We start from the raw sequence: 22,727 nt of genomic DNA, 5'->3' as shown, positions 1-22,727 counted from the left end.
GGTATGGACCAGCAGAATTCTCTCGACCTGTTTGCGGAACAGGGGAAGTTTGTAAAAGGAAGGCCGATCGTTACGATTTTCCACAATGAAACGAATTTGTATACGGTCGCAAGGATCAGGGTCGATGATACGAATGACACGTATGAGGACAGGGAAGCGGTGGTGACCGGTTACTTCCCTAAGCTCCATGACCAGGAAACCTATCTATTCTATGGCGAATTCAAGGATCATCCGAAATTCGGCCTCCAATTTCAGGCGACACATTTCCGAAAGGACATCCCTCAGTCCAAACAGGGAGTTATTGCCTATTTGTCGAGTGAAATTTTCAAGGGAATCGGCCGGAAAACGGCGGAAAGCATTGTTGAAGTGCTCGGTGAAAATGCCATTTCCCGAATACTGAACCAGCCCTCACTTCTTGATTCAGTCCCGAGGCTGCCGCCTGATAAGGCGAAAATGCTCTATGATACGCTGATGGAGCACCAGGGCCTTGAACAGGTTATGGTTGCCCTTAACCAATATGGGTTCGGGCCGCAGTTGTCGATGAAAATCTACCAGGTTTACAAGGAAACGACGATAGATATCATCCAGAAGAATCCTTATAAGCTCGTTGAAGATATCGAGGGCATCGGCTTCGGCAGGGCGGATGAGCTTGGTTACCAGCTTGGCATATCCGGCAACCATCCGGACAGGATCAAAGCCGCATGCCTCTATACGCTTGAAACCGAAAGCATGCAGGTTGGGCACGTCTATCTTGAAGCCCGCGACTTATTGGAAAAAGTAAAGGCGCTTCTTGAGGAAAATCAGCGCGATGTCATCGATTATAAAGATATTACCACCGAGCTGATCAAACTCGAGGAAGAAGGAAAAGTGGCTGGTGAAGGCCAGCGCGTTTATTTGCCTTCCCTTTATTTTTCCGAAAAAGGGCTTGTGACCAATATAAAACGGATTCTCGAACAAAAAGAATTCAGTGCCCAGTTTCCGGAGTCTGAATTCCTGCTCGCGCTTGGTGAGCTTGAGGAACGGCTTGGGGTGGAGTACGCCCCATCCCAAAAGGAAGCAATCCAGACAGCTATCCAGTCGCCGATGATGATTTTGACAGGTGGGCCGGGAACGGGGAAAACGACGGTCATCAAGGGAATCGTCGAGCTGTATGCCGAACTTCACGGCTGCTCGCTCGACCCTAAGGATTATATGAAAAAAGATGAGTCTTTTCCGATCCTTCTCGCGGCACCGACTGGAAGGGCAGCGAAACGGATGAGTGAATCGACGGGCCTTCCGGCAGTCACCATCCACAGGCTCCTCGGGTTTAATGGGAGTGAAGGATTCAGCCATGACGAAGAATCCGCGCTTGAAGGAAAGCTTTTGATCGTCGATGAAACGTCGATGGTTGATATTTGGCTTGCCCATCAGCTGTTCAAGGCGCTGCCGGAAACGATACAGGTCATTCTTGTCGGGGATGAGGACCAGCTTCCTTCTGTTGGCCCGGGCCAGGTGCTGAAGGATTTGCTTCGTTCGGAACGGATTCCGACGGTGAGGCTGACCGATATTTACAGGCAGGCGGAGGGTTCTTCCATTATCCGCCTTGCCCATGATATTAAAAATGGCAAGCTTCCGGATAACCTTTCTGCCCCGCAGCCGGACAGGTCGTTCATCAGATGCAATGGGAACCAGCTTGCCCAGGTTGTTGAAAAGGTAGCCGCCAATGCCCGGAAAAAAGGCTACCACGCCAGGGATATCCAGGTGCTCGCGCCGATGTATAAAGGACCCGCCGGAATCGACAGGCTCAACGTCATCCTCCAGGAATTATTCAATCCGAATCCGGACGGCAAGAGGAAAGAGCTGGCGTTTGGCGATGTAAAATATAGGATTGGCGATAAGGTGCTGCAACTGGTCAACCAGCCGGAAAGCAATGTGTTCAATGGTGATATCGGTGAGATCGTGTCGATTTTTTACGCAAAGGAAAATACCGAAAAGCAGGATATGGCGATTATTTCCTTTGACGGAATTGAAGTGACGTATACACGCCAGGATTTAAACCAAATCACGCATGCGTATTGCTGTTCGGTCCATAAAGCGCAGGGGAGCGAATTTCCGATAGTCATCTTGCCGGTTACGAGGAGTTACTACAGGATGCTGCGCAGGAACCTGATTTACACCGCAATTACACGGAGCAGGCAGTTCCTTATCCTCTGCGGCGAGGAAGAGGCATTCCGACTCGGAATCGAGCGGAATGATGAACAGACAAGGCAGACATCGCTTACTGAAAGGCTAATGGAAGCGATAGAAATTGAAGAGACAGCAGAAAGCACGGATGAGTCCGTCCTGGCCGATTCAGTGACTGAAAATGGGGTGCAGGAAGGCCGAGCCTCTTATGGACGGGCTTCACTAGAAGAAGTGCTGATGAAGACAGATCCGCTCATCGGCATGGAAAACGTTACCCCTTATGATTTCATGTAATTTGCCTGAAACTATAAACCAAGGTCCCGTGTTTTTAGGGATTGCCGCCCCTCTTGGGTAACAACTTCCGGAAGGCGGGAGAATTCGTGAGGACATTTGGGTTAATGAAAGGCCTTCCCGTTATTTCGGAAAAAAACGGGGAGCAGCTTGGCGTTGTTTCGGATTTATTCATCGAGGGGGAGAAAGTGCTGGGGATTCTTGTGAAAAAAGGGACTTTTTTTAAGCAGGGGCATTTTCTCGCAATCAGTTCAATTACATCAATTGGGCCTGACGGTATCATTATCCCAACATCGGACTGCCTTGAGCGGAATGGAAAAGAAAATGAAGGTTCCGCGCTTTTTAGTCCGCTTGCCGGGAAAATGGTTTTTTCGGAGGATGGCGATACACTCGGGCTTTTGAACGACGTATATTTTTTGGAAAAAGCGGGCACAATCGTAGGGTACGAACTATCGGATGGATTCTTTTCGGACCTGCAGGACGGTAAAAAAGTCATTAAACCGGGCGGCCCGGCGGCAATAGGAAAGGATGCCATCATCGTAAATCCCGACACTGTGTGAGGTGCCTTTCCTATGTTCAGCTGTCCAAACTGCCAAAGCAAGGATATCGGCAAAATAGGCATTAACCAGTATTATTGCTGGAACTGCTTTATCGAGCTGTCCCTTGTGAAAGGGCTCATCCATACCCATCAGGTCGAAGAGGACGGAACCTTGAGTTCGCTTGATGATCTTTTCGATGAAAATGAACGCCGTTATTCAAGCTGAAAGCCGGGAGTAGAATTCCGGCTTTTTTGGTTTTCTGAATGAGGGCGTTATTTATTCGGAAAATTTAGATAAAGGTGAATCCATAAAATAATGGGGCGAATAAACGAAAAAATGGTCCGAATCTTTTAATAAACGGGGCGAATAAACCTAAGTGGACGCCCCTAAGAGCGATGAAGCACCTATTTATAAAAATAGAGCAGGTTTCTTACCGGGAAATTCGGCGCGTTTGTGGAGTATTTAATTTGGAAAATTTAGATGAAGGCGAATCCATGAAAAAATAGGGCGAATAAACGGAAATATGGTCCGAATCATTTAAAAAACGGGGCGAATAAACATAAGTGGCCGTCGCCAAGAGCGATGAAGCACCTAATGTGTTGCCACGAAAAAACCCACAAAATTTACAAGGCATAAACACGCCTCTTCTTTCAAAAACTAGCGGGGAAGGAGGCACGCATTGATGAACATCCAGATGAAATGGGTTTACCGGATTGTTTTTTTCCTCCTGCTGCTGTCGACGATTTTCATATTGATGAAGTTGAAACCCTTTTGGATTCCTGCGGCAAGAGTAATAGGGTACTTGCTTGTCCCGTTTTTGACGGCTGGATTCATTACATACTTGCTCCATCCGGTGGTGGAAAAGCTGCATGCCCGGGGGGTCCACAGGGGCATCGCTGTTTTGCTTATTTACATCGTTTTTTTCGGGGGAATCGGGCTTGCCCTCTACAAAGGAATACCGGCCTTTGTTTCGCAAATCCAGGAGCTTTCCGCTAGTGCGCCGGATTTCGCAGACCATTACAGGGGGATAATCGCGAGCCTTGAGGAAAAAACGAAAAAATGGCCAGCAGGCATGCAGGAAAGGGTCGATCGGGGAATCTCGGGGGCGGAAGAAAAGGTGAACCGCCTATTTGACCTCGTTATCGGCGGGCTTGCGGGCTTTGCTGGCTCCATACTGATAATCATTGTCATCCCTTTTATCGCATTTTATATGCTAAAGGACTATACTCTTCTGAAAAGAACCGCCTGGTATTTAACGCCAAAAAAGTGGCGCAGGCAGGGAATTCGGTTTCTCCGCGATGTCGATGAATCGCTCGGCGGTTACATCAGGGGCCAGCTATTGGTCTGCACAATCATGGGCGTGATTTCCTCGCTCTTATTCTGGCTATTTGGGCTGCGCTTTCCGCTTTTGCTTGGGCTGGTCGTGGCTCTCACCAATGTCATCCCTTATTTTGGGCCGATTATCGGGGCTATCCCGGCTGTCATGGTTGCTGCTTCTTCCTCCACCAAATTGATTTTCATTACGTTGGCCATTGTGTTTATCCTTCAATTTATCGAGGGCAATATTTTGTCGCCCTATATTGTCGGCAAAAGCCTTCATATGCATCCGCTGTTAATTATGATGGCACTTCTGGCAGGCGGGGAAATTGGGGGCATTGCCGGCCTGATTCTGGCTGTGCCAATCTTGGCTATTTTAAAAGTAGCCGTCCTGCATGCCATTGCCATTTTCGCAAACGGCCGCCCCTGAGCCCTTAAAATTTTTACCTGAATTGACAAACTTGTTCGGCATCGCTATAATGCTTGCTATAGATGACATTTGCATTGGATAACATGATGAAGGATCGAGTATGCCATTCGCAATCCAACCGCGTTTCGCGGACAGAGAGGGCTTCCATTGGCTGGAAGGAGCCCGGGGTGAAAAATGGCAGAAGGCTAATCCCGAGTGCAGCTAACTACTGCCGTTATGCCGCGTTAAGGCAGCATTGAGAGATGGGCGGCTGTTTTGCCCATAATCAGGGTGGTACCGCGAGGCAAAGCTCTCGTCCCTGTCCAGGGATGAGGGCTTTTTTGTGTCTAATTATCAAATTTAAAGGGAGGCATTCCAATGAAACAACTAACAGGTTCTCAGATCAGGAAGATGTTTTTGGACTTTTTCCAGGAAAAAAACCACCAGGTCGAGCCAAGCGCATCGCTCGTTCCGCATGACGATCCATCACTTCTTTGGATCAACAGCGGCGTTGCGACATTAAAAAAATACTTTGATGGGCGTGTTATTCCAGATAATCCAAGGATTACGAATGCCCAGAAATCCATCCGTACGAACGATATTGAGAATGTCGGAAAAACGGCACGCCACCATACTTTTTTTGAAATGCTTGGAAATTTCTCCATCGGCGAGTATTTCAAGGAAGAAGCGATCGAGTGGGCATGGGAGTTCCTCACTTCGGAAAAATGGATCGGCTTTGACCCGGATAAATTATCTGTAACGGTCCATCCTGAAGACCAGGAAGCATACGATTATTGGAATAAGAAAATTGGTCTTCCCGAGGAGCGGATTATCCGCCTGGAAGGGAACTTCTGGGATATTGGCGAAGGCCCAAGCGGACCGAATACGGAGATATTCTACGACAGGGGACCGGAATACGGTGATGACCAGAACGATCCGGAACTGTATCCAGGCGGGGAAAACGACCGCTACCTGGAGGTTTGGAACCTTGTTTTTTCACAATTCAACCATAACCCGGATGGAACGTATACGCCGCTGCCAAAGAAAAACATCGATACCGGAATGGGACTGGAGCGGATGGCTTCGGTTGTCCAAAATGTCCCAACCAACTTTGACACAGACCTGTTCATGCCGATCATCAGGGCGACGGAAGAAATTTCAGGTGCGAAATATGGAAAGAATAAGGAAACTGATGTGGCGTTCAAGGTGACTGCCGACCATATCCGGACTGTTGCGTTTGCCATTGGCGACGGAGCTCTCCCATCAAATGAAGGGCGCGGTTATGTCCTAAGGCGGCTACTCCGGCGCGCGGTACGATACGCAAAGCAAATCGGCATCAACCGTCCGTTCATGTATGAACTCGTTCCGGTTGTCGGGGAAATCATGCATGATTTCTATCCAGAAGTGAAGGATAAACAGGAATTTATCCAAAAGGTTATTAAAAATGAAGAGGAACGCTTCCATGAAACCCTTCATGAGGGCCTTGCGATTCTTGAATCCGTCATTAAAAAGGAAAAGGAAAAAGGCAGTTCAGTCATTTCCGGGGCTGATGTTTTCAGGCTGTATGACACATACGGATTCCCTGTTGAATTGACTGAAGAGTACGCGGAAGAAAGCGGCATGGCCGTTGACCATAATGGTTTTGAACAAGAGATGGAAGCCCAGAGGGAACGCGCTCGCTCAGCACGGCAGGATGTCGAATCCATGCAGGTTCAAAGCGGGGTCCTTGGTGAAATTAAAGACGAAAGTACCTTTGTCGGATATGACCAGCTTGAAACGCAGTCGGCTGTATTGGCTATCGTAAAAGACGGTGAATTGGCTGACGAGGCATACGCCGGGGAGGAAGTCCAATTCATTCTCGACAAAACGCCTTTTTATGCGGAAAGCGGCGGGCAGATCGCCGACCAGGGATATGTCATTGGCGATGGGGTAAAGGTATTTGTGAAGGATGTTAAAAAGGCGCCAAATGGCCAGAACCTCCACCGCGCAATTATTGAAGAGGGTACATTTAAAAAAGGGCAGCAGGTAGCCGCGGCGGTGAACAGGGAAAACAGGGTGAAGATTATTAAAAACCATACTGCTACCCACCTTTTGCACCAAGCGCTGAAAGATGTACTTGGAACCCACGTTAACCAGGCAGGATCTCTTGTTGAAGCGGACCGCCTTCGTTTTGACTTCTCGCATTTTGGCCAGGTAAAGCCTCAAGAGCTCGAGCAGGTAGAGAAAATCGTCAATGAAAAAATCTGGCAAAACATTGCCGTTGATATTTCCCTTAAGCCAATTGATGAAGCAAAAGCGATGGGCGCGATGGCGCTGTTCGGGGAAAAATATGGGGACATTGTCCGCGTGGTCAAGGTGGGCGACTACAGCCTTGAATTGTGCGGCGGCTGCCATGTTCCAAATACGTCTGTCATCGGCCTGTTCAAAATCGCTGCGGAAAGCGGCATTGGCGCTGGCATCAGAAGGATTGAAGCCGTCACCGGCGAGGGAGCTTACAGGCTGTTGAACAGCCAGGTTGACCTTTTAAAAGAAGCCGCTGAAAAGCTCAAGGCAAATCCGAAAGATATTTCTTCAAGGATTGATGGCCTCCTGGGCGAAATGAAACACCTTCAGCGGGAAAATGAATCCCTTTCTGCAAGGTTGGCCAATATTGAAGCCGGGAACCTTTCGTCCAAAGCGAAGGAAGTCAATGGGGCAACCCTTTTGGCAGCGTCCGTCCAGGGGCAGGATATGGCCGGGCTGCGCGGCATGGCCGATGACCTAAAGCAAAAGCTTGGCTCGGCTATCATTGTGCTTGGCAGCGCGAATGAAGGCAAGGTGAACCTAATCGCCGCCGTAACGGAAGACCTTATCGGCAAGGGATACCATGCCGGCAAGCTTGTTAAGGAAGTCGCTTCAAGATGCGGAGGAAGCGGAGGGGGACGCCCTGACATGGCACAAGCAGGCGGAAAAGACCCATCCAAGCTTGAAGGGGCACTCCAATACGCGGAAGAATGGGTTAAATCAATTTGATAATCACCGCAAGTAGTGTAGAATGGACATATTACATCCTATATACAAAGGCGAGGTGCATGCAATGAGCTCATTGGACAAGACGATGAGGTTCAATTTTCCTGAAGAGCCATTTGAACATGATGTAGATGAAGTCCTTTTCCAGGTGCATGAAGCGCTTCAGGAAAAAGGATACAACCCAATCAACCAGATTGTCGGCTATCTTCTTTCGGGCGATCCTGCATACATCCCGCGCCATAAGGATGCCCGCAACATCATCAGAAAACTTGAGCGGGATGAAATCATTGAAGTGCTGGTTAAATTTTATTTGAAGCAAAAACGCGGAGGCTGATATGCGTATTTTGGGATTGGACGTCGGTTCAAAAACGGTCGGCGTCGCCCTCAGCGATGAATTCGGATGGACCGCGCAAGGTCTGGAAACAATTAAGATCGATGAGGAAAAAAACGAGTTTGGTTTTGAGCGTTTAGGTCAAATAATAAAAGAGTATGGCGTGGACCAGGTCGTCATCGGCCTGCCCAAGAACATGAATGGCACACTTGGGCCCCGGGCTGAAGCAAGCCAACGCTTTGCAGAAGGTGTGGAAAGCCGCTTTTCCGTTCAAACCGTGCTGTGGGACGAGCGCCTGAGCACGATGGCCGCGGAACGGGTGTTGCTCGAAGCGGATGTAAGCCGGAAAAAACGCAAAAAAGTCATCGATAAGATGGCAGCAACGATGATCCTCCAAGGATATCTAGACAGTAAAAAGTGAAGGGTGAATAACATGGAACATGGTGATAACCAGATTGTAGTAGTAGACGAGAACGGCAACGAACAACTATACGAAATCCTTTATACATTTGAATCAGAGGAGTTCGAGAAATCTTACGTGCTGTACTATGCCGCAGGGGCAGATGACAACGATGATGAGGAAATTGAAATTCACGCTTCCTCCTTTATCCCGGGTGCCGAAGGAAAAGCCGGCGACCTGTTGCCAATTGAAACGGATGAAGAGTGGGACATGATCGAGGAAGTACTGAATACATTCCTTGATGAGCAGGAAGATCACGAAGATTAATAAAAGGTTGGGGCCGGCTTGCCGGCCCCTATTTTTTATTTCTTGATAAAAGATAAGTCAAAATCAGAAATAAAATATCTACCGGAGCCTCCTCCAAGATACCAACCTTCACGGGCGAAATTGACAAGGAATTCATCTTATGCTGAAATGGAGACGGTAGTTTTTTAAAAAAATAGTGTATAATAGTCAAAATGCAGTGACCATTTCATAGTGGAAGGCAGGTCCTGTCGCAAACAGGAGGGGAAAGCAGAATGTCTGCTGATACAAAAAATACAAAAAAGGATTTAATCCGCAAAAAATTGATCGAGCACCAGAGCGAGGCGAAAATTGTCAGGAAAATCGTCCTGTCCATTTCGCTTGCATGTATCTTACTCGTTGGCTTAATCGGTGGCGGAGGCTATTTGTATGTTAAGTCTGCCCTTGAGCCTGTCGACCCGTCCAGCAAGGAAATCAAGGAAGTAGCCATACCAATCGGTTCCTCGGTTTCGGGGATTGCCGAGACACTTGAAAAGAATGGGATTATTAAGAATGCGCGAATTTTCAAGTATTATGTCAAGTTCAACAATGAATCGGGCTTCATGGCCGGCGACTATAAAATGACTGCAGCAATGAGCATGCCGGAAATCATCAAAAGCTTGAAAACCGGCAAGGTGGTCCTAAAGGAAAAACACAGGCTGGCGGTGCCTGAAGGGAAACAGCTCGCTGAAATCGCGACGCTGATGGCTAAGGTTACCGGCAAAACACAGGAAGAGGTATTTCAGCGGCTAAATGACCGTGAATTCGTCAAGGGCCTTATGGCGAAATACCCTGACTTGCTGACGAATGAGATTTTTGGCGAAAAAGTCAAATATCCGCTTGAAGGCTATCTTTTTCCGGCGACATATCCTATTTCAAAGGAAAATACGACAGTTGACGAGCTAGTATACGAAATGCTTGATAAAACGCAAGCAATGCTCTCCCCTTATTCAAAACGTATGAAAGAAAAAAAGTATACTCCCCATCAGCTTTTGACGATGGCTTCACTCATTGAGGAAGAGGCGAGCGGGAAGGCGGACCGCCATAAAATTTCAAGTGTATTCTATAACAGGATCGATGCGGGAATGCCGCTGCAGACAGACCCGACCGTCCTGTACGCCCAAGGAAAACATAAGGATCGGGTCCTCTACAAGGATCTCGAGGTCGATTCCCCATACAATACGTATAAATACACTGGACTCCCGCCTGGCCCAATCGCCAATGCTGGAAAGATGTCCATCGAGGCGGCCCTAAATCCTGAAGAAACAGATTTTTATTACTTTCTTGCATCAAAGGACGGGCAAGTCCACTTTTCAAAAACACTCCAGGAACACAACCGTTTAAAGGCAAAGTATATTACCAACAACAACTAGGAAGGACGGGGAAAAAACGTGGATTTTCCCCGTTTCTTGTGGTAAAATTGTTCAAGTGTTTTATATACCTCCGGGGTTAAGCCCCATTTATTTATTAGGTTACAGGAAAGAGGGGCGGTTCCCCTTGAAAATAAACAATAGCGTCCAATACGGCAAGGCGGCCTGGCCGAGTGCATACCGGTCATGCTTCTTGCTGTGAACGCTATTTTTTCATGTTTAAAGAAGGACATGCCATAAATTTCGGAGTGGTAAATATGTTGGATGAAAAGCTGCACACATATCTGGAAAGCCTGATTCCTCCCCGGGAAGGCTTATTTGCAAAAATGGAGGAATATGCGAGAGAACATCATGTTCCAATAATGGAGCCGGCGGGAATGGAGGCGGTGCTCCAGATTTTGAGAATCCATAATTCGAAAAGAATCCTTGAAATTGGAACTGCCATCGGCTACTCGGCCCTCCGGATGGCGGATGCTCTTCCCCAGACGGCAATTATTACGATTGAGCGGGACGAAGATCGCTACAGCGTGGCACGGAAAAATGTCGAAGCCGCGGGCGCTTCAGAAAAGGTCGAGCTCCTATTCGGGGATGCCCTTGAAGCCGCCGGCGAAGTGGAAGCATTCGCGCCGTTTGATGCGATTTTCATAGATGCCGCCAAGGGGCAATACCAGAAATTCTTTTCCTTATATGCACCGTTTCTGCGAGCCGGAGGAATTATGATTACGGACAATGTTCTGTTCAAAGGGCTTGTGTATGACAGTGAAACGGAGAACGGAAGGCTAGGGAAGCTTGCGGGTAAAATACACGGCTATAATGTATGGCTTACAGGGCTGGAAGACTATGTGACAACAATCCTCCCTGTTGGCGATGGAGTGGCAGTCAGCTATAAAAAGAGGTGAAGGAAATGAAGAAACCGGAATTGCTTGTTACACCGACAAGCATACAGGACATTGTACCACTGGCGGATGCCGGAGCAGATGCGTTTGTCGTTGGCGAAGAAAGGTATGCCCTTAGGCTCGCTGGCGAATTCAGCCGTGAAGATGTGCGGGAAGCAATCAGGCTCGGACATTCGAAAGGGAAGAAAGTGTATGTGTCGATGAACGCCATTTTCCACAATGAAAAAGTGGGCGAATTGGCCGAATACCTTGCCTTTGCCAATGAAGCCGGGGCGGATGCGGTCATTTTCGGTGATCCAGCCGTTTTAATGGCGGCACGTGAAGCAGCGCCGAATCTGAAGCTTCACTGGAACACCGAAACGACGGCCACTAACTGGTATACATGCAATTATTGGGGCAGGAAAGGCGCAAAAAGGGCTGTTCTCGCGCGGGAAATCAATATGGATGCAATCGTCGAAATAAAGGAAAACGCCGAAGTGGAGATCGAGGTACAAGTACATGGGATGAGCTGCATGTTCCAATCAAAACGGTCGTTGCTGGGCAACTATTTCCTTTATCAAGGCAAGTCGATGGAGGTTGAAAATCGTATTCTTGAAAAGGATATGTTCCTCCATGATAAAGAACGCGGCAATAAGTACCCGATTTTTGAAGACTCAAACGGTACGCATATTATGAGCCCGAATGATATTTGCATCATCGACGAGCTGCAGGACATGATTGAAGCCGGAGTTGACTCGTTTAAAATAGACGGGATATTGAAAACCCCAGACTATCTTGCAGAGGTTACACGCCTTTATAGGCAGGCAATTGACCTTTACTGTGAAGATCCGGATAAATACGAAGACGCCAAGGGCGAGCTTTTGGAAAGAATCGAGGAAATCCAGCCACCGTCAAGGCCGCTTGATACCGGATTCTTCTTTAAAGAAACGGTCTATTAATAAGGAGGTAGTTGGCCGTGAGCGTGGTAAAGGATAGACTATCAGAAATCATTGATGGCAAGCGGGTCATTGTCAAAAAACCCGAACTGCTTGCCCCAGCCGGGAACCTTGAAAAACTGAAAATCGCCGTCCATTACGGAGCGGATGCAGTCTTTATCGGCGGCCAGGAATATGGCCTCCGTTCAAATGCGGATAATTTCACCTTCGAGGAAATGAAAGAAGGCGTCGAATTCGCTAAAAAATATGGCGCCAGAATATATGTAACAACGAATATCTTCGCCCATAATGAAAATATTGACGGCCTCGAAGAATACCTTATTGGCCTGAAAGAGGCGGGGGTTGCCGGAATCATCGTGGCCGATCCGCTCATTATCGAAACATGCCGCAGGGTGGCGCCTGGTGTTGAGGTGCATTTGAGCACACAGCAATCACTTTCCAACTGGAAAGCCGTCCAATTTTGGAAGGAAGAGGGCCTTGAGCGTGTCGTCCTTGCCCGTGAAACGAGTGCGGAAGAGATTCGCGAGATGAAGGAAAAGGTCGACATCGAAATAGAAACGTTCATCCATGGCGCTATGTGCATTGCCTATTCAGGAAGATGCACACTCAGCAACCATATGACTGCCAGGGACTCGAACCGGGGCGGATGTTGCCAATCGTGCCGTTGGGATTATGATTTGTATAAGCTGGAGGGAGAAGGGGAAAAGCCTCTTTTTGCAGGGGAAGATTCACCTTTTGCCATGAGCCCGAAGGATTTGAATTTGCTTCAATCCATCCCAAAAATGATTGAGCTTGGCATCGACAGCCTTAAAATTGAAGGCAGGATGAAATCAATCCATTATATTGCAACAGTCGTCAGTGTATACCGCAAAGTGATTGATGCGTACTGCGCGGATCCGGATAACTTCTCGATCAGGCAGGAATGGATCGAGGAGCTGGACAAATGCGCCAACAGGGAGACGGCCCCGGCATTCTTTGAAGGCGTGCCAGGGTATAAAGAGCAAATGTTTGGCAATCATAGCAAAAAGACAAGCTTCGATTTTGCCGGCCTTGTCCTTGATTATGACAAAGAGACCAACATTGTGACCCTGCAGCAGCGGAATTTTTTCAAGCCAGGAGATGAAGTTGAATTTTTCGGTCCCGAAATTGAAAACTTCAACGCTGTCATTGAAAAGATTTGGGATGAGAAAGGGAATGAGCTAGACGCCGCCCGCCACCCATTGCAAATCGTTAAATTCCAGCTTAACAAGCGGGTATACCCGAACAACATGATGCGGAAGGAGAACTAGCATGGAACGCAAACCAGTTGTCATCGGGGTGGCCGGAGGGTCCGGATCGGGCAAAACGTCCGTTACAAAAGCGATTTTTGACAGCTTCAAGGGCCATTCAATCCTGATGATCGAACAGGACTATTATTACAAAGACCAAAGCAACATTCCATTTGAAGAACGCCTGAAAACAAACTATGACCACCCGCTTGCTTTCGATAATGACCTGCTGATTGAGCATTTAAAAATGCTCCTCCACAGGGAGCCGATTGAAAAGCCCGTCTATGACTATTCACAGCATACGAGGTCAAAAGAAGTAATCCATGTCGAGCCAAAGGATGTCATTATTCTGGAGGGCATTCTGATCCTCGAGGACGAGCGGCTCAGAAACCTGATGGATATTAAGCTATTTGTCGATACGGATGCGGATATCCGGATCTTGAGGAGACTGCAGCGTGATATCCAGGAGCGGGGAAGAACGGTGGAATCGGTAATCGACCAGTATGTCAGCGTTGTAAGGCCGATGCACAACCAGTTTATCGAACCGACCAAACGCTATGCTGACGTCATCATTCCCGAAGGCGGCCACAATCATGTTGCGATTGATTTAATGGTAACAAAAATTCAAACTATTCTTGAACAAAAGTCTATTTTATGACACAATAGCATAGGAATAGAGAAATGGAAATTTATTTCCGGGTAACCAGGGTATGGAAGAGCGATTGGGGGCGGGAGGCTGCTCCCAACTTCATCGTTGGCGCTGGCCCCCGGACAGAAAGGAGAGGCGGCCTTGGACAGGCTGGCCTCCTTTTGTAGGAGCAGGAAACGGCTCCTTACATATGAAAAAGAAATCAATGATTGAACAGAATAGAAGGAGTGAACACATTGGCAACAGAGAAAGTATTTCCAATGACCCAGGCTGGTAAAGATAAATTGGTTCAGGAGCTTGAACACTTAAAAACAGTCAAGCGCAAAGAAGTGGTGGAACGCATTAAGATTGCCCGCAGCTTCGGCGATTTGTCCGAGAACTCGGAATATGATTCCGCGAAGGAAGAGCAGGCATTTGTGGAAGGGCGCATCACCACGCTTGAAAATATGATCAGGAATGCCAAGATCATCGATGAAAGTGAAATCACCGGTGATTCCGTGACCCTTGGCCGGAGCGTTTCATTCGTGGAACTGCCTGATGGGGACGAAGAAACTTACACAATTGTGGGCAGCGCGGAAGCAGATCCGTTTGAGGGGAAAATTTCGAATGACTCGCCAATCGCCAAAAGCCTGATGGGCAAAAAAGTCGGCGATACCGTATCCGTCCAGACACCTGGCGGGGAAATGACGGTTAAGATTACATTAATCAAATAGGAACCAATTATGCGTTTGAAATAAAGGCATCTCGTCAAAGCTTTTGACGAGGTGTTTTTTTATGACAAAAAAACGTATTTTGGCAATCGGAATCCTATCTTTTTTCGGTATTTTTCTGTTGCTATGCCGCCTAGCCCAAATTCAATTGGTTCAGCCCGAAAGCTTTTCCAGCCGGCATATCAACCTCCTTGAAGAAAGTGTCAGGCAAAGGGCCCAGATAGCACCCTTGGATAATGGACGGGGGAACATCCTTGACCGGAACGGCAGCCCGATTGGCCAAAAGACAATACCTGTCCTGATTTTATTCCCTTTTTTAAAACATATGGAATGGGAAGCAGAGAAGGTTGCCCAGATTGTTGGATTGCCAGTAGAAGAGTTGCTGGAAAGCGTCAAACAGGCAAAAAAACCGTTCGCCTTTGGAGCGCCAAGCCCCATCCAATTATCCCCCCGTGAAGTAACCGAAATCAATGCCTTGAAGATACCAGGGGTTTTTGCCGTAGAACGGAAAATAACGGATGAATGGCAACCGGCAAGGCAGCTGCTCGGCATTGTCGGGGAAAATGAACATGAAGTCAGGAAGCGCTATCCAGACAACAGCCTTTCCACCCGTACTCCAGTTGGCGTATCCGGGCTTGAAAAGAGTTTCGATTCCTTTTTAATCGGCGAGGACGATTCAAGCCTTGTCTACCATGTCGATGGCAGGGGGAATCCCCTGTTTGGCGCGAAGGTTCGGTTGAAAGTGGAGCAAAATCAATTTTGCCCTGCCAATATCCGCACGACCGTTGACTTTGATATTCAAAAGAAGGCTGAACAGCTTGCTGACGGCCATGGAATAAAAAAAGGCGGCATTGCCCTGCTGGATATTGAATCAAACAGTATCCTTGCCCTTGTTTCACGTCCCGCCGCAAAACCGGGCAACCCCTTTGGTGGAGGCGGCCTCGATAATGTGATGCTGAAGGAACAAATTATGGGATCAGTGTTTAAAACGGCAATTGCTGCAGCGGCTATAGATCATGGACTTGCCGACTCATCAAGGCTATTTGATTGCAGCAGGAAAGTGAATGGGAAGCCCGATCCGGTCCATCAATACGGGTTGAGGAATTTTTCGGAGAGCTTTGCCATCAGCTGCAATAATACATTTGCGACGCTTGCGAAGGAGCTGAAGGCAATCAACCCTGGAATGATCGAGGACTATGCGTCGATGCTTTCGCTTACAGGCGGAGTGGGGTGGGAAGGGAATGTTTTTCATTTTTCGCATTTCCGCCAGCTCGATGGGGAGGAAAACGGGCGTATTTTTTTAAAAGAAAGTGAACGTAAGGACGACAATTTCGTCTCGCTTACCGGCATAGGCCAAAAAGAAGTAAGGGCGACCCCGCTGGCTGTGGCAAATATGATGGCGACAATCGCAAGAAATGGCATAAAACAGCATGTCCGGGCTGTTTCGGCGATTGAATACAAAAATGGGGCGACGATGTATGAATTTCCGCAAACGCCGATTCCCGGGAAGACGCTATCAACCGCAACGGCGCTCACACTGCAGCAGATGCTGAGGAATGTCGTGACGGATAGCCAGGGAACAGGCAGATGGTTTTCATCCCTCCCATATGAAGTTGCCGGGAAATCAGGAACAGCGGAAACCGGAAAGTATATTGGGGACGACCAATTGCATAATAAGTGGTTTGCTGGGTATTTTCCGTATGGGAAACCGAAATATGCCCTCGTTGTGGTAAACCTCGATGTAAAGGAAAACGAAGGAGGAGTAAATCCCCTCTTTGCCGAAATGGCAAGCTTTTTACATAGCCGAAACGAACACTGATAAAGGAAAAATATATTTCCTTATTTCTCTATATAACCCAACAAGCCCCCCATTGCGCTAGTTCACTACTTGTTAAAGATAGGTTAATTCTTCATCTTTCCCGCTTCTCATGATAGAATAATGTCAATCTTTCTTAGGGAGGCCATGTCAATGGATGAGTTTTCAAATCGATCCCGTTTTCGATACCGGGAAAAAAGAAAAAAGACAAATATCATTTTAAATAGCTTAATTGCAATTGTTATTCTTCTCATTCTCGTTGTTGGTTTTTCAATCTTTGCGGGGAATGACGATGCCGCGCCGAAAAACCCGGACAAAGCGCAAGTGGGAGAAAAGGCCGGCGGTGCGAACAACGGTGAGGCCGGAGGAAAAAGTGGAGGAAAGGACTCCTCCGATGCCGATTCTACTGCCGGGGATGATGATAATAGCCAGTCGGATGATGATAGCCAAACGGATGAGGATGCTGGCGGGGAGCCCGTTATAACAGAGGGAGGAAGTTCCCCGAATGTAAAAAGGACAATTGAAAATCCGGATTGGAAGCCTGTGGGCACTAGCCAGTCCGGCGACCATCGAGTAGTTGTCGACAGCAGTTCCCCGGATTGGGATGAAATGCATAACGCACTCGCCTACGCCATCGGTACGGACAAAGGGAATATGACGACATGGTGGCTTGAGAGGGATCGGAGCAAGGAAGGCGGGGCAATTGGCACGGTCACAGCGAAAGGGAGCGACCAGGCTTACCGTGTATACATCGAGTGGGTTGACGGCCAGGGCTATAAGCCTGTCAAAGTTGAAGAATTGTATGAAAATGATAAAAAATAATAATAGCAGGGGCTGTGTTCACGCCCTTGCTATTTTTTTAGCTTAAAATGGACCGCTGCGGAAAAATACGGTTTTCCTTCTTCATTGACATGCATCTGGTGTGAAACAGAATGGACGCGCAGCATGATAGCCTTGTTTATCTCAATCTGTGTGGCTATCTTCTTCTCGAGGGTTTTTAGATCTGCCGCCCCAAAAAATTCAATTTTATCCTCGATCAAGTCAAACTGCAGATTCACCGGAACCCCTCCCTTTGTTTTGGTCACTACTATTTTAGCCCTACAGTGGAAAAGTGGCAATTCGATTGTTGAACAATTGGAGGGGATATGGTAAATTGGGAACATGATTTATTTTAATTCATAGTATATCAATAGGAATTATAAGTTTAAAAGAGGCGGAGCGTGTGAATATATGGGCAGGGAATTTCTTGATTTATTCGAAGTGTGGGCAGATTCCTATGACGAAAGTGTAGAAGGCCACGATAAAGAGTATGAAGAAGTATTCAGGCATTACAGCCGGATTCTTGATGAGGTGGCCGAACGGTCAACCGGGCACGTAATCGAGTTCGGCGTCGGCACCGGGAACTTGACGGGCAGGCTGCTGGACAAGGGGCTGAAGGTAACCGGAATTGAACCCTCACCTGCAATGAGGAAAATAGCGGAGGCTAAACTTGATGGGAAGACGCTTATTCTCGATGGTGACTTCCTGGCGTTTCCTGAAGTTGAAAAGCCTTTTACACTCGTAAGCACCTATGCCTTCCACCATCTGACCGACGAAGAAAAACGGCAGGCTGTAGCCCTTTATGGAAAACTTTTGCCGAACGGTGGTAAAATAGTATTTGCGGATACAATGTATGAATCTGCCGAAGCGTTCAAAAACGCAATTGATCAAGCAAAAGAAAAGGGCTTCCACAACCTGGCTGCAGACCTTCAACGGGAATACTACACAACGATTCCTGTCCTAAGGTCGATTTTGGAAGAGAGCGGCTTTCGCGCCAGCTTTTCCAGATGCAATGACTTTGTCTGGGTGATGGAAGGTGAAAAAATTTAGAAAAAGAGAGGTTTCATGATGAAAATTGCCATTATTGGAGCGATGGAGCAGGAAGTCGCGTTATTAAGGAACAATATTGAAGGGAAATCCAGTGAGGTCATCGCAGGCTGTGAATTTACTTTGGGCAAAATGGACGGAGTGGACGTAATCCTTCTCCGTTCCGGCATTGGGAAAGTGAATGCGGCGATGTCGACCGCCATCCTCCTGGAAAGATTCAAACCCGACTGCGTCATCAACACTGGTTCGGCGGGAGGATTCGATCCTTCCCTTGAAGTTGGCGATGCGGTTATTTCGACCGAAGTGCGCCACCACGATGTCGATGTTACCGCATTTGGCTATGAATATGGACAGGTTCCTGAGCTACCTCCCGCGTTTATTGCGGATGAAAAGCTTGTTGCAATTGCCGAATCCGCAGCGGATGAAATTGAAGATATCCAGACTGTCAAAGGGATGATTGCGACAGGCGATTCGTTTATGGAAGATCCGGATAGGGTTGAATTTATAAGGACGAAATTTACGGGATTACAGGCGGTTGAAATGGAAGCGGCCGCGATTGCCCAGGTTGCCCATCAATTCAAGGTGCCGTTTGTCATCATCCGTTCACTTTCGGATATCGCAGGCAAGGAGTCGAATGTTTCCTTTGACCAGTTCCTTCATAAGGCTGCGCTCCATTCGGCAACGCTTGTCATGAAAATGGTATCAGCCCTTAAATAAAAGCGGGAAGCGGGGGGAGAAATAGTGAAGGTTTATAGCAGCGTCCATGAATTGATTGGAAATACGCCCGTCGTTGAAATTAATTCATTTACGCTTCCTGAAGGGGTCAGGATTTTTGCCAAGCTTGAGTTTATGAATCCGGGCGGGAGTGTCAAAGACAGGCTCGGCATCGAATTGCTTCGTGAAGCATTCGAGAGCGGCAGGCTGAAGGAAGGCGGAACAATTATTGAGCCGACCGCTGGAAATACAGGCATTGGCCTTGCGCTTGCCGCCATTAAAAGAGGCATTCAGGTAATTTTTTGCATCCCCGCGAAATTCAGCCTTGAAAAGCAGGAGCTCATGAAAGCGCTTGGTGCGAAAGTTGTCCATACGCCAACTGAAGAGGGCATGAAGGGCGCAATCAAAAAAGCGAAGGAAATGCTCGATGAGATTCCCGGCTCGTATTGCCCTCAACAGTTTGAGAACCCTGCGAATCCCGGAACGTATTACAAAACCCTTGGTCCCGAGCTATGGGAGCAAGTGGATGGGGATATTGGTATATTTGTGGCGGGTGCGGGATCAGGGGGCACCTTCATGGGGACCGCCCGTTACCTAAAGGAAAAAAATAATGGCATCAAAACAGTGATCGTTGAACCTGAAGGCTCAATCCTGAACGGCGGGGAGCCCGGCCCGCATAAAACGGAGGGCATCGGAATGGAATTTCTGACCGGCTTCATGGACAAAAACTATTTCGACGCAATCCATACTGTCCTTGATGAAGATGCGTTCGGCTATGTCAAGGCACTGGCCGCCAAAGAAGGGCTGCTTGTCGGAAGTTCATCCGGTGCGGCTTTCCATGCGGCGCTGCAGGAAGCCAAAACAGCCGCGCATGGAACGAATATTGTCGTCATTTTTCCCGATGGAAGCGAGCGGTACTTAAGCAAAAAAATCTATGAAGGCGGGATATAAATTGAAAAGAAAAACGAAAATGATTCACGCAGGCATACCAATCGATCCATTCACCGGAGCCGTTTCCGTGCCAATTTACCAGGTTAGCACATATAAGCAGGAGGGAGTCGGGGGCCATAAGGGTTTTGAATACTCCAGGACCGGCAACCCGACAAGGCATGCCCTTGAAGAACTGATTAAAGACCTTGAAGGCGGACATGCCGGCTTTGCGTTTGGATCAGGCATGGCGGCGATGACGGCTATCATGATGCTCTTTAATTCCGGCGACCATGTCATTTTGACAGACGACGTCTACGGTGGCTCTTATCGCGTCATGACAAAGGTTCTGAACCGTTTGGGCATTGATAGTACTTTTGTGGACACTAGCAATCTTGAAAACATTGAAAAAGAAATCAAGCCGAATACGAGAGCCATCCATCTTGAAACGCCAACAAATCCGCTTATGAAAATCACAGACATCGAGGGAGTTGCGAAGCTAGCGAAAGAAAATGGGCTGCTGACAATTGTCGATAATACGTTTTCGACCCCTTATTGGCAAACTCCAATCGAATTTGGAGCGGACATTGTCCTCCACAGCGCGACGAAATACCTTGGCGGCCATAGCGATGTTGTCGCGGGCCTTGCAGTCGTAAACAGTGAAAAGCTGGCCCAGGAGCTTCATTTCGTCCAAAACTCCACCGGAGGCGTGCTTGGTCCTCAGGATTCGTGGCTTATGATGCGCGGAATCAAAACACTCGGAATCCGGATGGAACAAAGTGAAGCCAATACAAAGGCAATCGTTGAATTCCTTGTCAACCATCCAGGGGTAGGAAAGGTCTTTTATCCGGGACTGGAAACCCATCCAAATCATGCAATTGCCAAGAAGCAATCGCGTGGTTTCGGCGGTATGGTTTCATTCGATGTAGGCAGCGCTGAAAAGGCCGATCAGCTGCTTAGCAAGGTTAAATACTTTACCCTTGCGGAAAGCCTTGGTGCTGTAGAAAGCCTCATTTCTGTACCTGCCCGGATGACCCATGCGTCAATTCCGGCTGAAAGACGCGCCGAACTCGGCATTACGGATGGCCTCGTCCGAATTTCCGTCGGGATCGAGGATGCCGAGGATCTCATTGAGGATCTTAAAAACGCATTGGAATAGCCAATTTGTAACGCCGGCCCCGTTTTTCGAGGCCGGCGTTTTGTTTTTGTTTTGCGAAAGGCCAGGCGCTGTGGGGTTGAGTGTCGCTTCGGGGAAAAATGAAGTCGATTAACCCCTATTTGAATGATATTGTCTGGCCAAAATTCGTTTGGACAGCGAGGTTGCGTAAATGCTATGGGCTGTCCGAATACTTCATTTGGACACTGAAGCTGCAAAACCTCAATTAGCCGTCCAAACAAGGGATATCTTTGGACACCTAACCCCCGAAAATCCACTTAGCTGTCCAAACACGAGGTATCTTTTGACTCACCTTCCAAGATATGAAGAGAATGTCACTCAAACCCCATTTGAGTAACCAAGTTCTGCTAATTTCCAAAAAAGATGGGACTCAAACCGGACCCATGCAACTGTCTCCAGTAGTTTTGCACCCAGCAAAATGAATGTTCCAACAATGTTAATAATTACATTGCTCACTAACCGTAAAAATATGTTAAATTAGATTAGTATTCTTTTAGAAAAGCAGGTGAGCAGATGCAACTACAGGCAAAAGAACTGTTTGAAAAAATGACCGATACCAAATGGTTTGGAATTGTCCTTTTGGCAGCGGGCTCATTTTTCTATATAGGCGCTATTCTTCCTACAGCATCCGCGAGCTTAAAGGATGCAGCCGGCATGTCCGTCTCGTCTCTTGTTTTCCTTGCGGCTTCGATTCTCGCATTCTTGAGATCAAAGGCATACAGGGAACAACTAATGGAACATGAAGATGGGGAAGAGTATTTCCAATAAAGTCGCAACGCCCACTTAATGGGCGTATTTTTTTTGCGTTTTCCTCGAAACACTTCATAAAAAATTACCATAAATATGAAACAAATGAATATTTTTCATCAAAAAGGTTTACATTCATCTTTGCAGTGTATATAATGGCTATAGTTGGTAAATTATTCAGGAAGGAGGCATTACCATGATTAAGTTTTACAACGGAAACAAAACTTCATATGAAAATCATGCATGTTCTGCCTTCAGGAACTGGATTGCCTAACAAGTAAGTTTGTTAAATTAGCCATGTCCATGCCGCGGGAGAACTGTGCCCGCGGCATTTTTATGCTCAAAATAACCTTTACTCGCCGAAGTCTGCCCACTATAAAAGGGCTGGCTTGAGGGGTGGGGTATGCCGCAGGGAAATGATTCTTTCTGTGGCTTTTTTTGTGCAATTAAAAAGGATATGGCATATAGGGGGTGAGTGGGATGACGTTAAACATTTTTTTTATGACAATTACAATTTCGAAGCGGCAAATGGACCCGGAAGAAATAATCAGGCGGGAGCGTATTGAGAAAATTACCGAGGAAAACAGAAATCGCCAATTTTCATTGTACCGCCCGTTTTAAGTAAAGGTGGTGAAAGTAGATGACACTTCAACTTTTTTTCTTAACAATTACAATTAAAAAGAGGATTTATAGCCCGGAAGAATTGATTGCCATGGAGCATTCCAGGAAAATCCACGAGGAAAACAAAGCCCGTGCACTCAATCTTTACAGGCCACTTTAACAGGAAAGGGGAAATATGGCATGATATTTTTAATGCAGAACAAAAGAGGCTGGTATTGGATTTGGAAAGA

24 protein-coding genes are annotated in these 22,727 nt (G+C 47.5%); 23 read left to right on the top strand and 1 reads right to left on the bottom strand.

Going from position 1 to position 22,727, the window contains the following annotated elements; all coding sequences use genetic code 11:
- Positions 1 to 3 precede the first annotated feature (3 nt).
- From recD2 to ADU24_RS14025, 16 genes are all read left to right on the top strand, one after another.
- A complete protein-coding gene (gene recD2 / locus ADU24_RS14100) occupies positions 4 to 2,457 on the top strand; it encodes an SF1B family DNA helicase RecD2 (protein WP_053367237.1) in 2,454 nt (817 codons plus the stop codon).
- 86 nt (positions 2,458 to 2,543) lie between these two features.
- Entirely contained in the window at positions 2,544 to 3,014 is a 471-nt protein-coding gene (locus tag ADU24_RS14095) for a PRC-barrel domain-containing protein (protein WP_053367236.1), read from the top strand.
- Between the two features lie 12 nt (positions 3,015 to 3,026).
- Complete coding sequence (locus tag ADU24_RS14090; protein ID WP_053367235.1) at positions 3,027 to 3,218, top strand: hypothetical protein; 192 nt, start codon at positions 3,027 to 3,029, stop codon at positions 3,216 to 3,218.
- Between the two features lie 457 nt (positions 3,219 to 3,675).
- The gene (locus tag ADU24_RS14085) at positions 3,676 to 4,740 is read left to right on the top strand and encodes an AI-2E family transporter (protein ID WP_053367234.1); all 1,065 of its coding nucleotides are present in this window, start codon (positions 3,676 to 3,678) and stop codon (positions 4,738 to 4,740) included.
- A gap of 357 nt (positions 4,741 to 5,097) precedes the next feature.
- Positions 5,098 to 7,731: an alanine--tRNA ligase gene (gene alaS, locus ADU24_RS14080; RefSeq protein ID WP_053367233.1), complete on the top strand. Its 2,634-nt coding sequence runs from the start codon at positions 5,098 to 5,100 to the stop codon at positions 7,729 to 7,731.
- A gap of 64 nt (positions 7,732 to 7,795) precedes the next feature.
- On the top strand, positions 7,796 to 8,062 hold the full coding sequence (locus ADU24_RS14075; RefSeq protein ID WP_048825694.1) for an IreB family regulatory phosphoprotein: 267 nt from the start codon (positions 7,796 to 7,798) through the stop codon (positions 8,060 to 8,062).
- 1 nt (position 8,063) lies between these two features.
- Positions 8,064 to 8,480, top strand: coding sequence for a Holliday junction resolvase RuvX (gene ruvX / locus ADU24_RS14070; RefSeq protein ID WP_053367232.1), 417 nt, complete (start codon positions 8,064 to 8,066; stop codon positions 8,478 to 8,480).
- A gap of 12 nt (positions 8,481 to 8,492) precedes the next feature.
- Positions 8,493 to 8,786: a DUF1292 domain-containing protein gene (locus ADU24_RS14065; RefSeq protein WP_053367231.1), complete on the top strand. Its 294-nt coding sequence runs from the start codon at positions 8,493 to 8,495 to the stop codon at positions 8,784 to 8,786.
- A gap of 251 nt (positions 8,787 to 9,037) precedes the next feature.
- The gene (mltG, locus tag ADU24_RS14060) at positions 9,038 to 10,174 is read left to right on the top strand and encodes an endolytic transglycosylase MltG (protein WP_053367230.1); all 1,137 of its coding nucleotides are present in this window, start codon (positions 9,038 to 9,040) and stop codon (positions 10,172 to 10,174) included.
- Between the two features lie 254 nt (positions 10,175 to 10,428).
- Positions 10,429 to 11,070: an O-methyltransferase gene (locus tag ADU24_RS14055; RefSeq protein WP_053367229.1), complete on the top strand. Its 642-nt coding sequence runs from the start codon at positions 10,429 to 10,431 to the stop codon at positions 11,068 to 11,070.
- 5 nt (positions 11,071 to 11,075) lie between these two features.
- Positions 11,076 to 12,005, top strand: coding sequence for a peptidase U32 family protein (locus tag ADU24_RS14050; protein ID WP_053367228.1), 930 nt, complete (start codon positions 11,076 to 11,078; stop codon positions 12,003 to 12,005).
- A gap of 17 nt (positions 12,006 to 12,022) precedes the next feature.
- Positions 12,023 to 13,291: a peptidase U32 family protein gene (locus ADU24_RS14045; protein ID WP_053367227.1), complete on the top strand. Its 1,269-nt coding sequence runs from the start codon at positions 12,023 to 12,025 to the stop codon at positions 13,289 to 13,291.
- 1 nt (position 13,292) lies between these two features.
- Positions 13,293 to 13,928 carry a uridine kinase gene (udk, locus tag ADU24_RS14040; protein WP_053367226.1) on the top strand — a complete coding sequence of 212 codons (636 nt, stop codon included), beginning with the start codon at positions 13,293 to 13,295 and terminating at the stop codon, positions 13,926 to 13,928.
- Between the two features lie 227 nt (positions 13,929 to 14,155).
- A complete protein-coding gene (greA, locus tag ADU24_RS14035) occupies positions 14,156 to 14,632 on the top strand; it encodes a transcription elongation factor GreA (protein WP_053367225.1) in 477 nt (158 codons plus the stop codon).
- A 61-nt stretch (positions 14,633 to 14,693) separates the two neighbouring features.
- Positions 14,694 to 16,448 carry a peptidoglycan D,D-transpeptidase FtsI family protein gene (locus tag ADU24_RS14030; protein WP_053367224.1) on the top strand — a complete coding sequence of 585 codons (1,755 nt, stop codon included), beginning with the start codon at positions 14,694 to 14,696 and terminating at the stop codon, positions 16,446 to 16,448.
- Between the two features lie 150 nt (positions 16,449 to 16,598).
- Positions 16,599 to 17,267 (top strand): YrrS family protein, encoded by a 669-nt coding sequence (locus ADU24_RS14025; RefSeq protein WP_231689618.1) that lies wholly within the window; start codon positions 16,599 to 16,601, stop codon positions 17,265 to 17,267.
- Positions 17,268 to 17,296: 29 nt separating this feature from the next.
- On the opposite strand, the gene ADU24_RS14020 is transcribed toward ADU24_RS14025, so the two are convergent.
- A complete protein-coding gene (locus tag ADU24_RS14020; protein WP_053367222.1) occupies positions 17,297 to 17,503 on the bottom strand; it encodes a YrzA family protein in 207 nt (68 codons plus the stop codon).
- Positions 17,504 to 17,675: 172 nt separating this feature from the next.
- Here ADU24_RS14020 and ADU24_RS14015 point away from each other — a divergent pair, with 172 nt between their 5' ends.
- The 7 genes from ADU24_RS14015 (at position 17,676) to ADU24_RS22635 (ending at position 22,657) form a co-directional block, all read left to right on the top strand.
- Entirely contained in the window at positions 17,676 to 18,314 is a 639-nt protein-coding gene (locus tag ADU24_RS14015) for a class I SAM-dependent DNA methyltransferase (RefSeq protein ID WP_053367221.1), read from the top strand.
- A gap of 18 nt (positions 18,315 to 18,332) precedes the next feature.
- Positions 18,333 to 19,028: a 5'-methylthioadenosine/S-adenosylhomocysteine nucleosidase gene (mtnN, locus tag ADU24_RS14010; RefSeq protein WP_053368938.1), complete on the top strand. Its 696-nt coding sequence runs from the start codon at positions 18,333 to 18,335 to the stop codon at positions 19,026 to 19,028.
- 24 nt (positions 19,029 to 19,052) lie between these two features.
- Positions 19,053 to 19,976, top strand: coding sequence for a PLP-dependent cysteine synthase family protein (locus ADU24_RS14005; RefSeq protein ID WP_053367220.1), 924 nt, complete (start codon positions 19,053 to 19,055; stop codon positions 19,974 to 19,976).
- Between the two features lies 1 nt (position 19,977).
- Positions 19,978 to 21,111, top strand: coding sequence for a bifunctional cystathionine gamma-lyase/homocysteine desulfhydrase (locus ADU24_RS14000; protein WP_053367219.1), 1,134 nt, complete (start codon positions 19,978 to 19,980; stop codon positions 21,109 to 21,111).
- Positions 21,112 to 21,642: 531 nt separating this feature from the next.
- Positions 21,643 to 21,897 (top strand): YrhC family protein, encoded by a 255-nt coding sequence (locus tag ADU24_RS13995; RefSeq protein WP_053367218.1) that lies wholly within the window; start codon positions 21,643 to 21,645, stop codon positions 21,895 to 21,897.
- A gap of 459 nt (positions 21,898 to 22,356) precedes the next feature.
- Complete coding sequence (locus ADU24_RS22640; protein WP_082306922.1) at positions 22,357 to 22,497, top strand: YrzI family small protein; 141 nt, start codon at positions 22,357 to 22,359, stop codon at positions 22,495 to 22,497.
- A gap of 19 nt (positions 22,498 to 22,516) precedes the next feature.
- Complete coding sequence (locus ADU24_RS22635; protein WP_082306921.1) at positions 22,517 to 22,657, top strand: YrzI family small protein; 141 nt, start codon at positions 22,517 to 22,519, stop codon at positions 22,655 to 22,657.
- Positions 22,658 to 22,727: the final 70 nt, after the last annotated feature.

This window comes from Bacillus sp. FJAT-27245, from assembly GCF_001273955.1.
Taxonomy (GTDB): Bacteria; Bacillota; Bacilli; order Bacillales; family Cytobacillaceae; genus Bacillus_D.
This window is presented reverse-complemented; position numbering and strand designations above follow the sequence as displayed.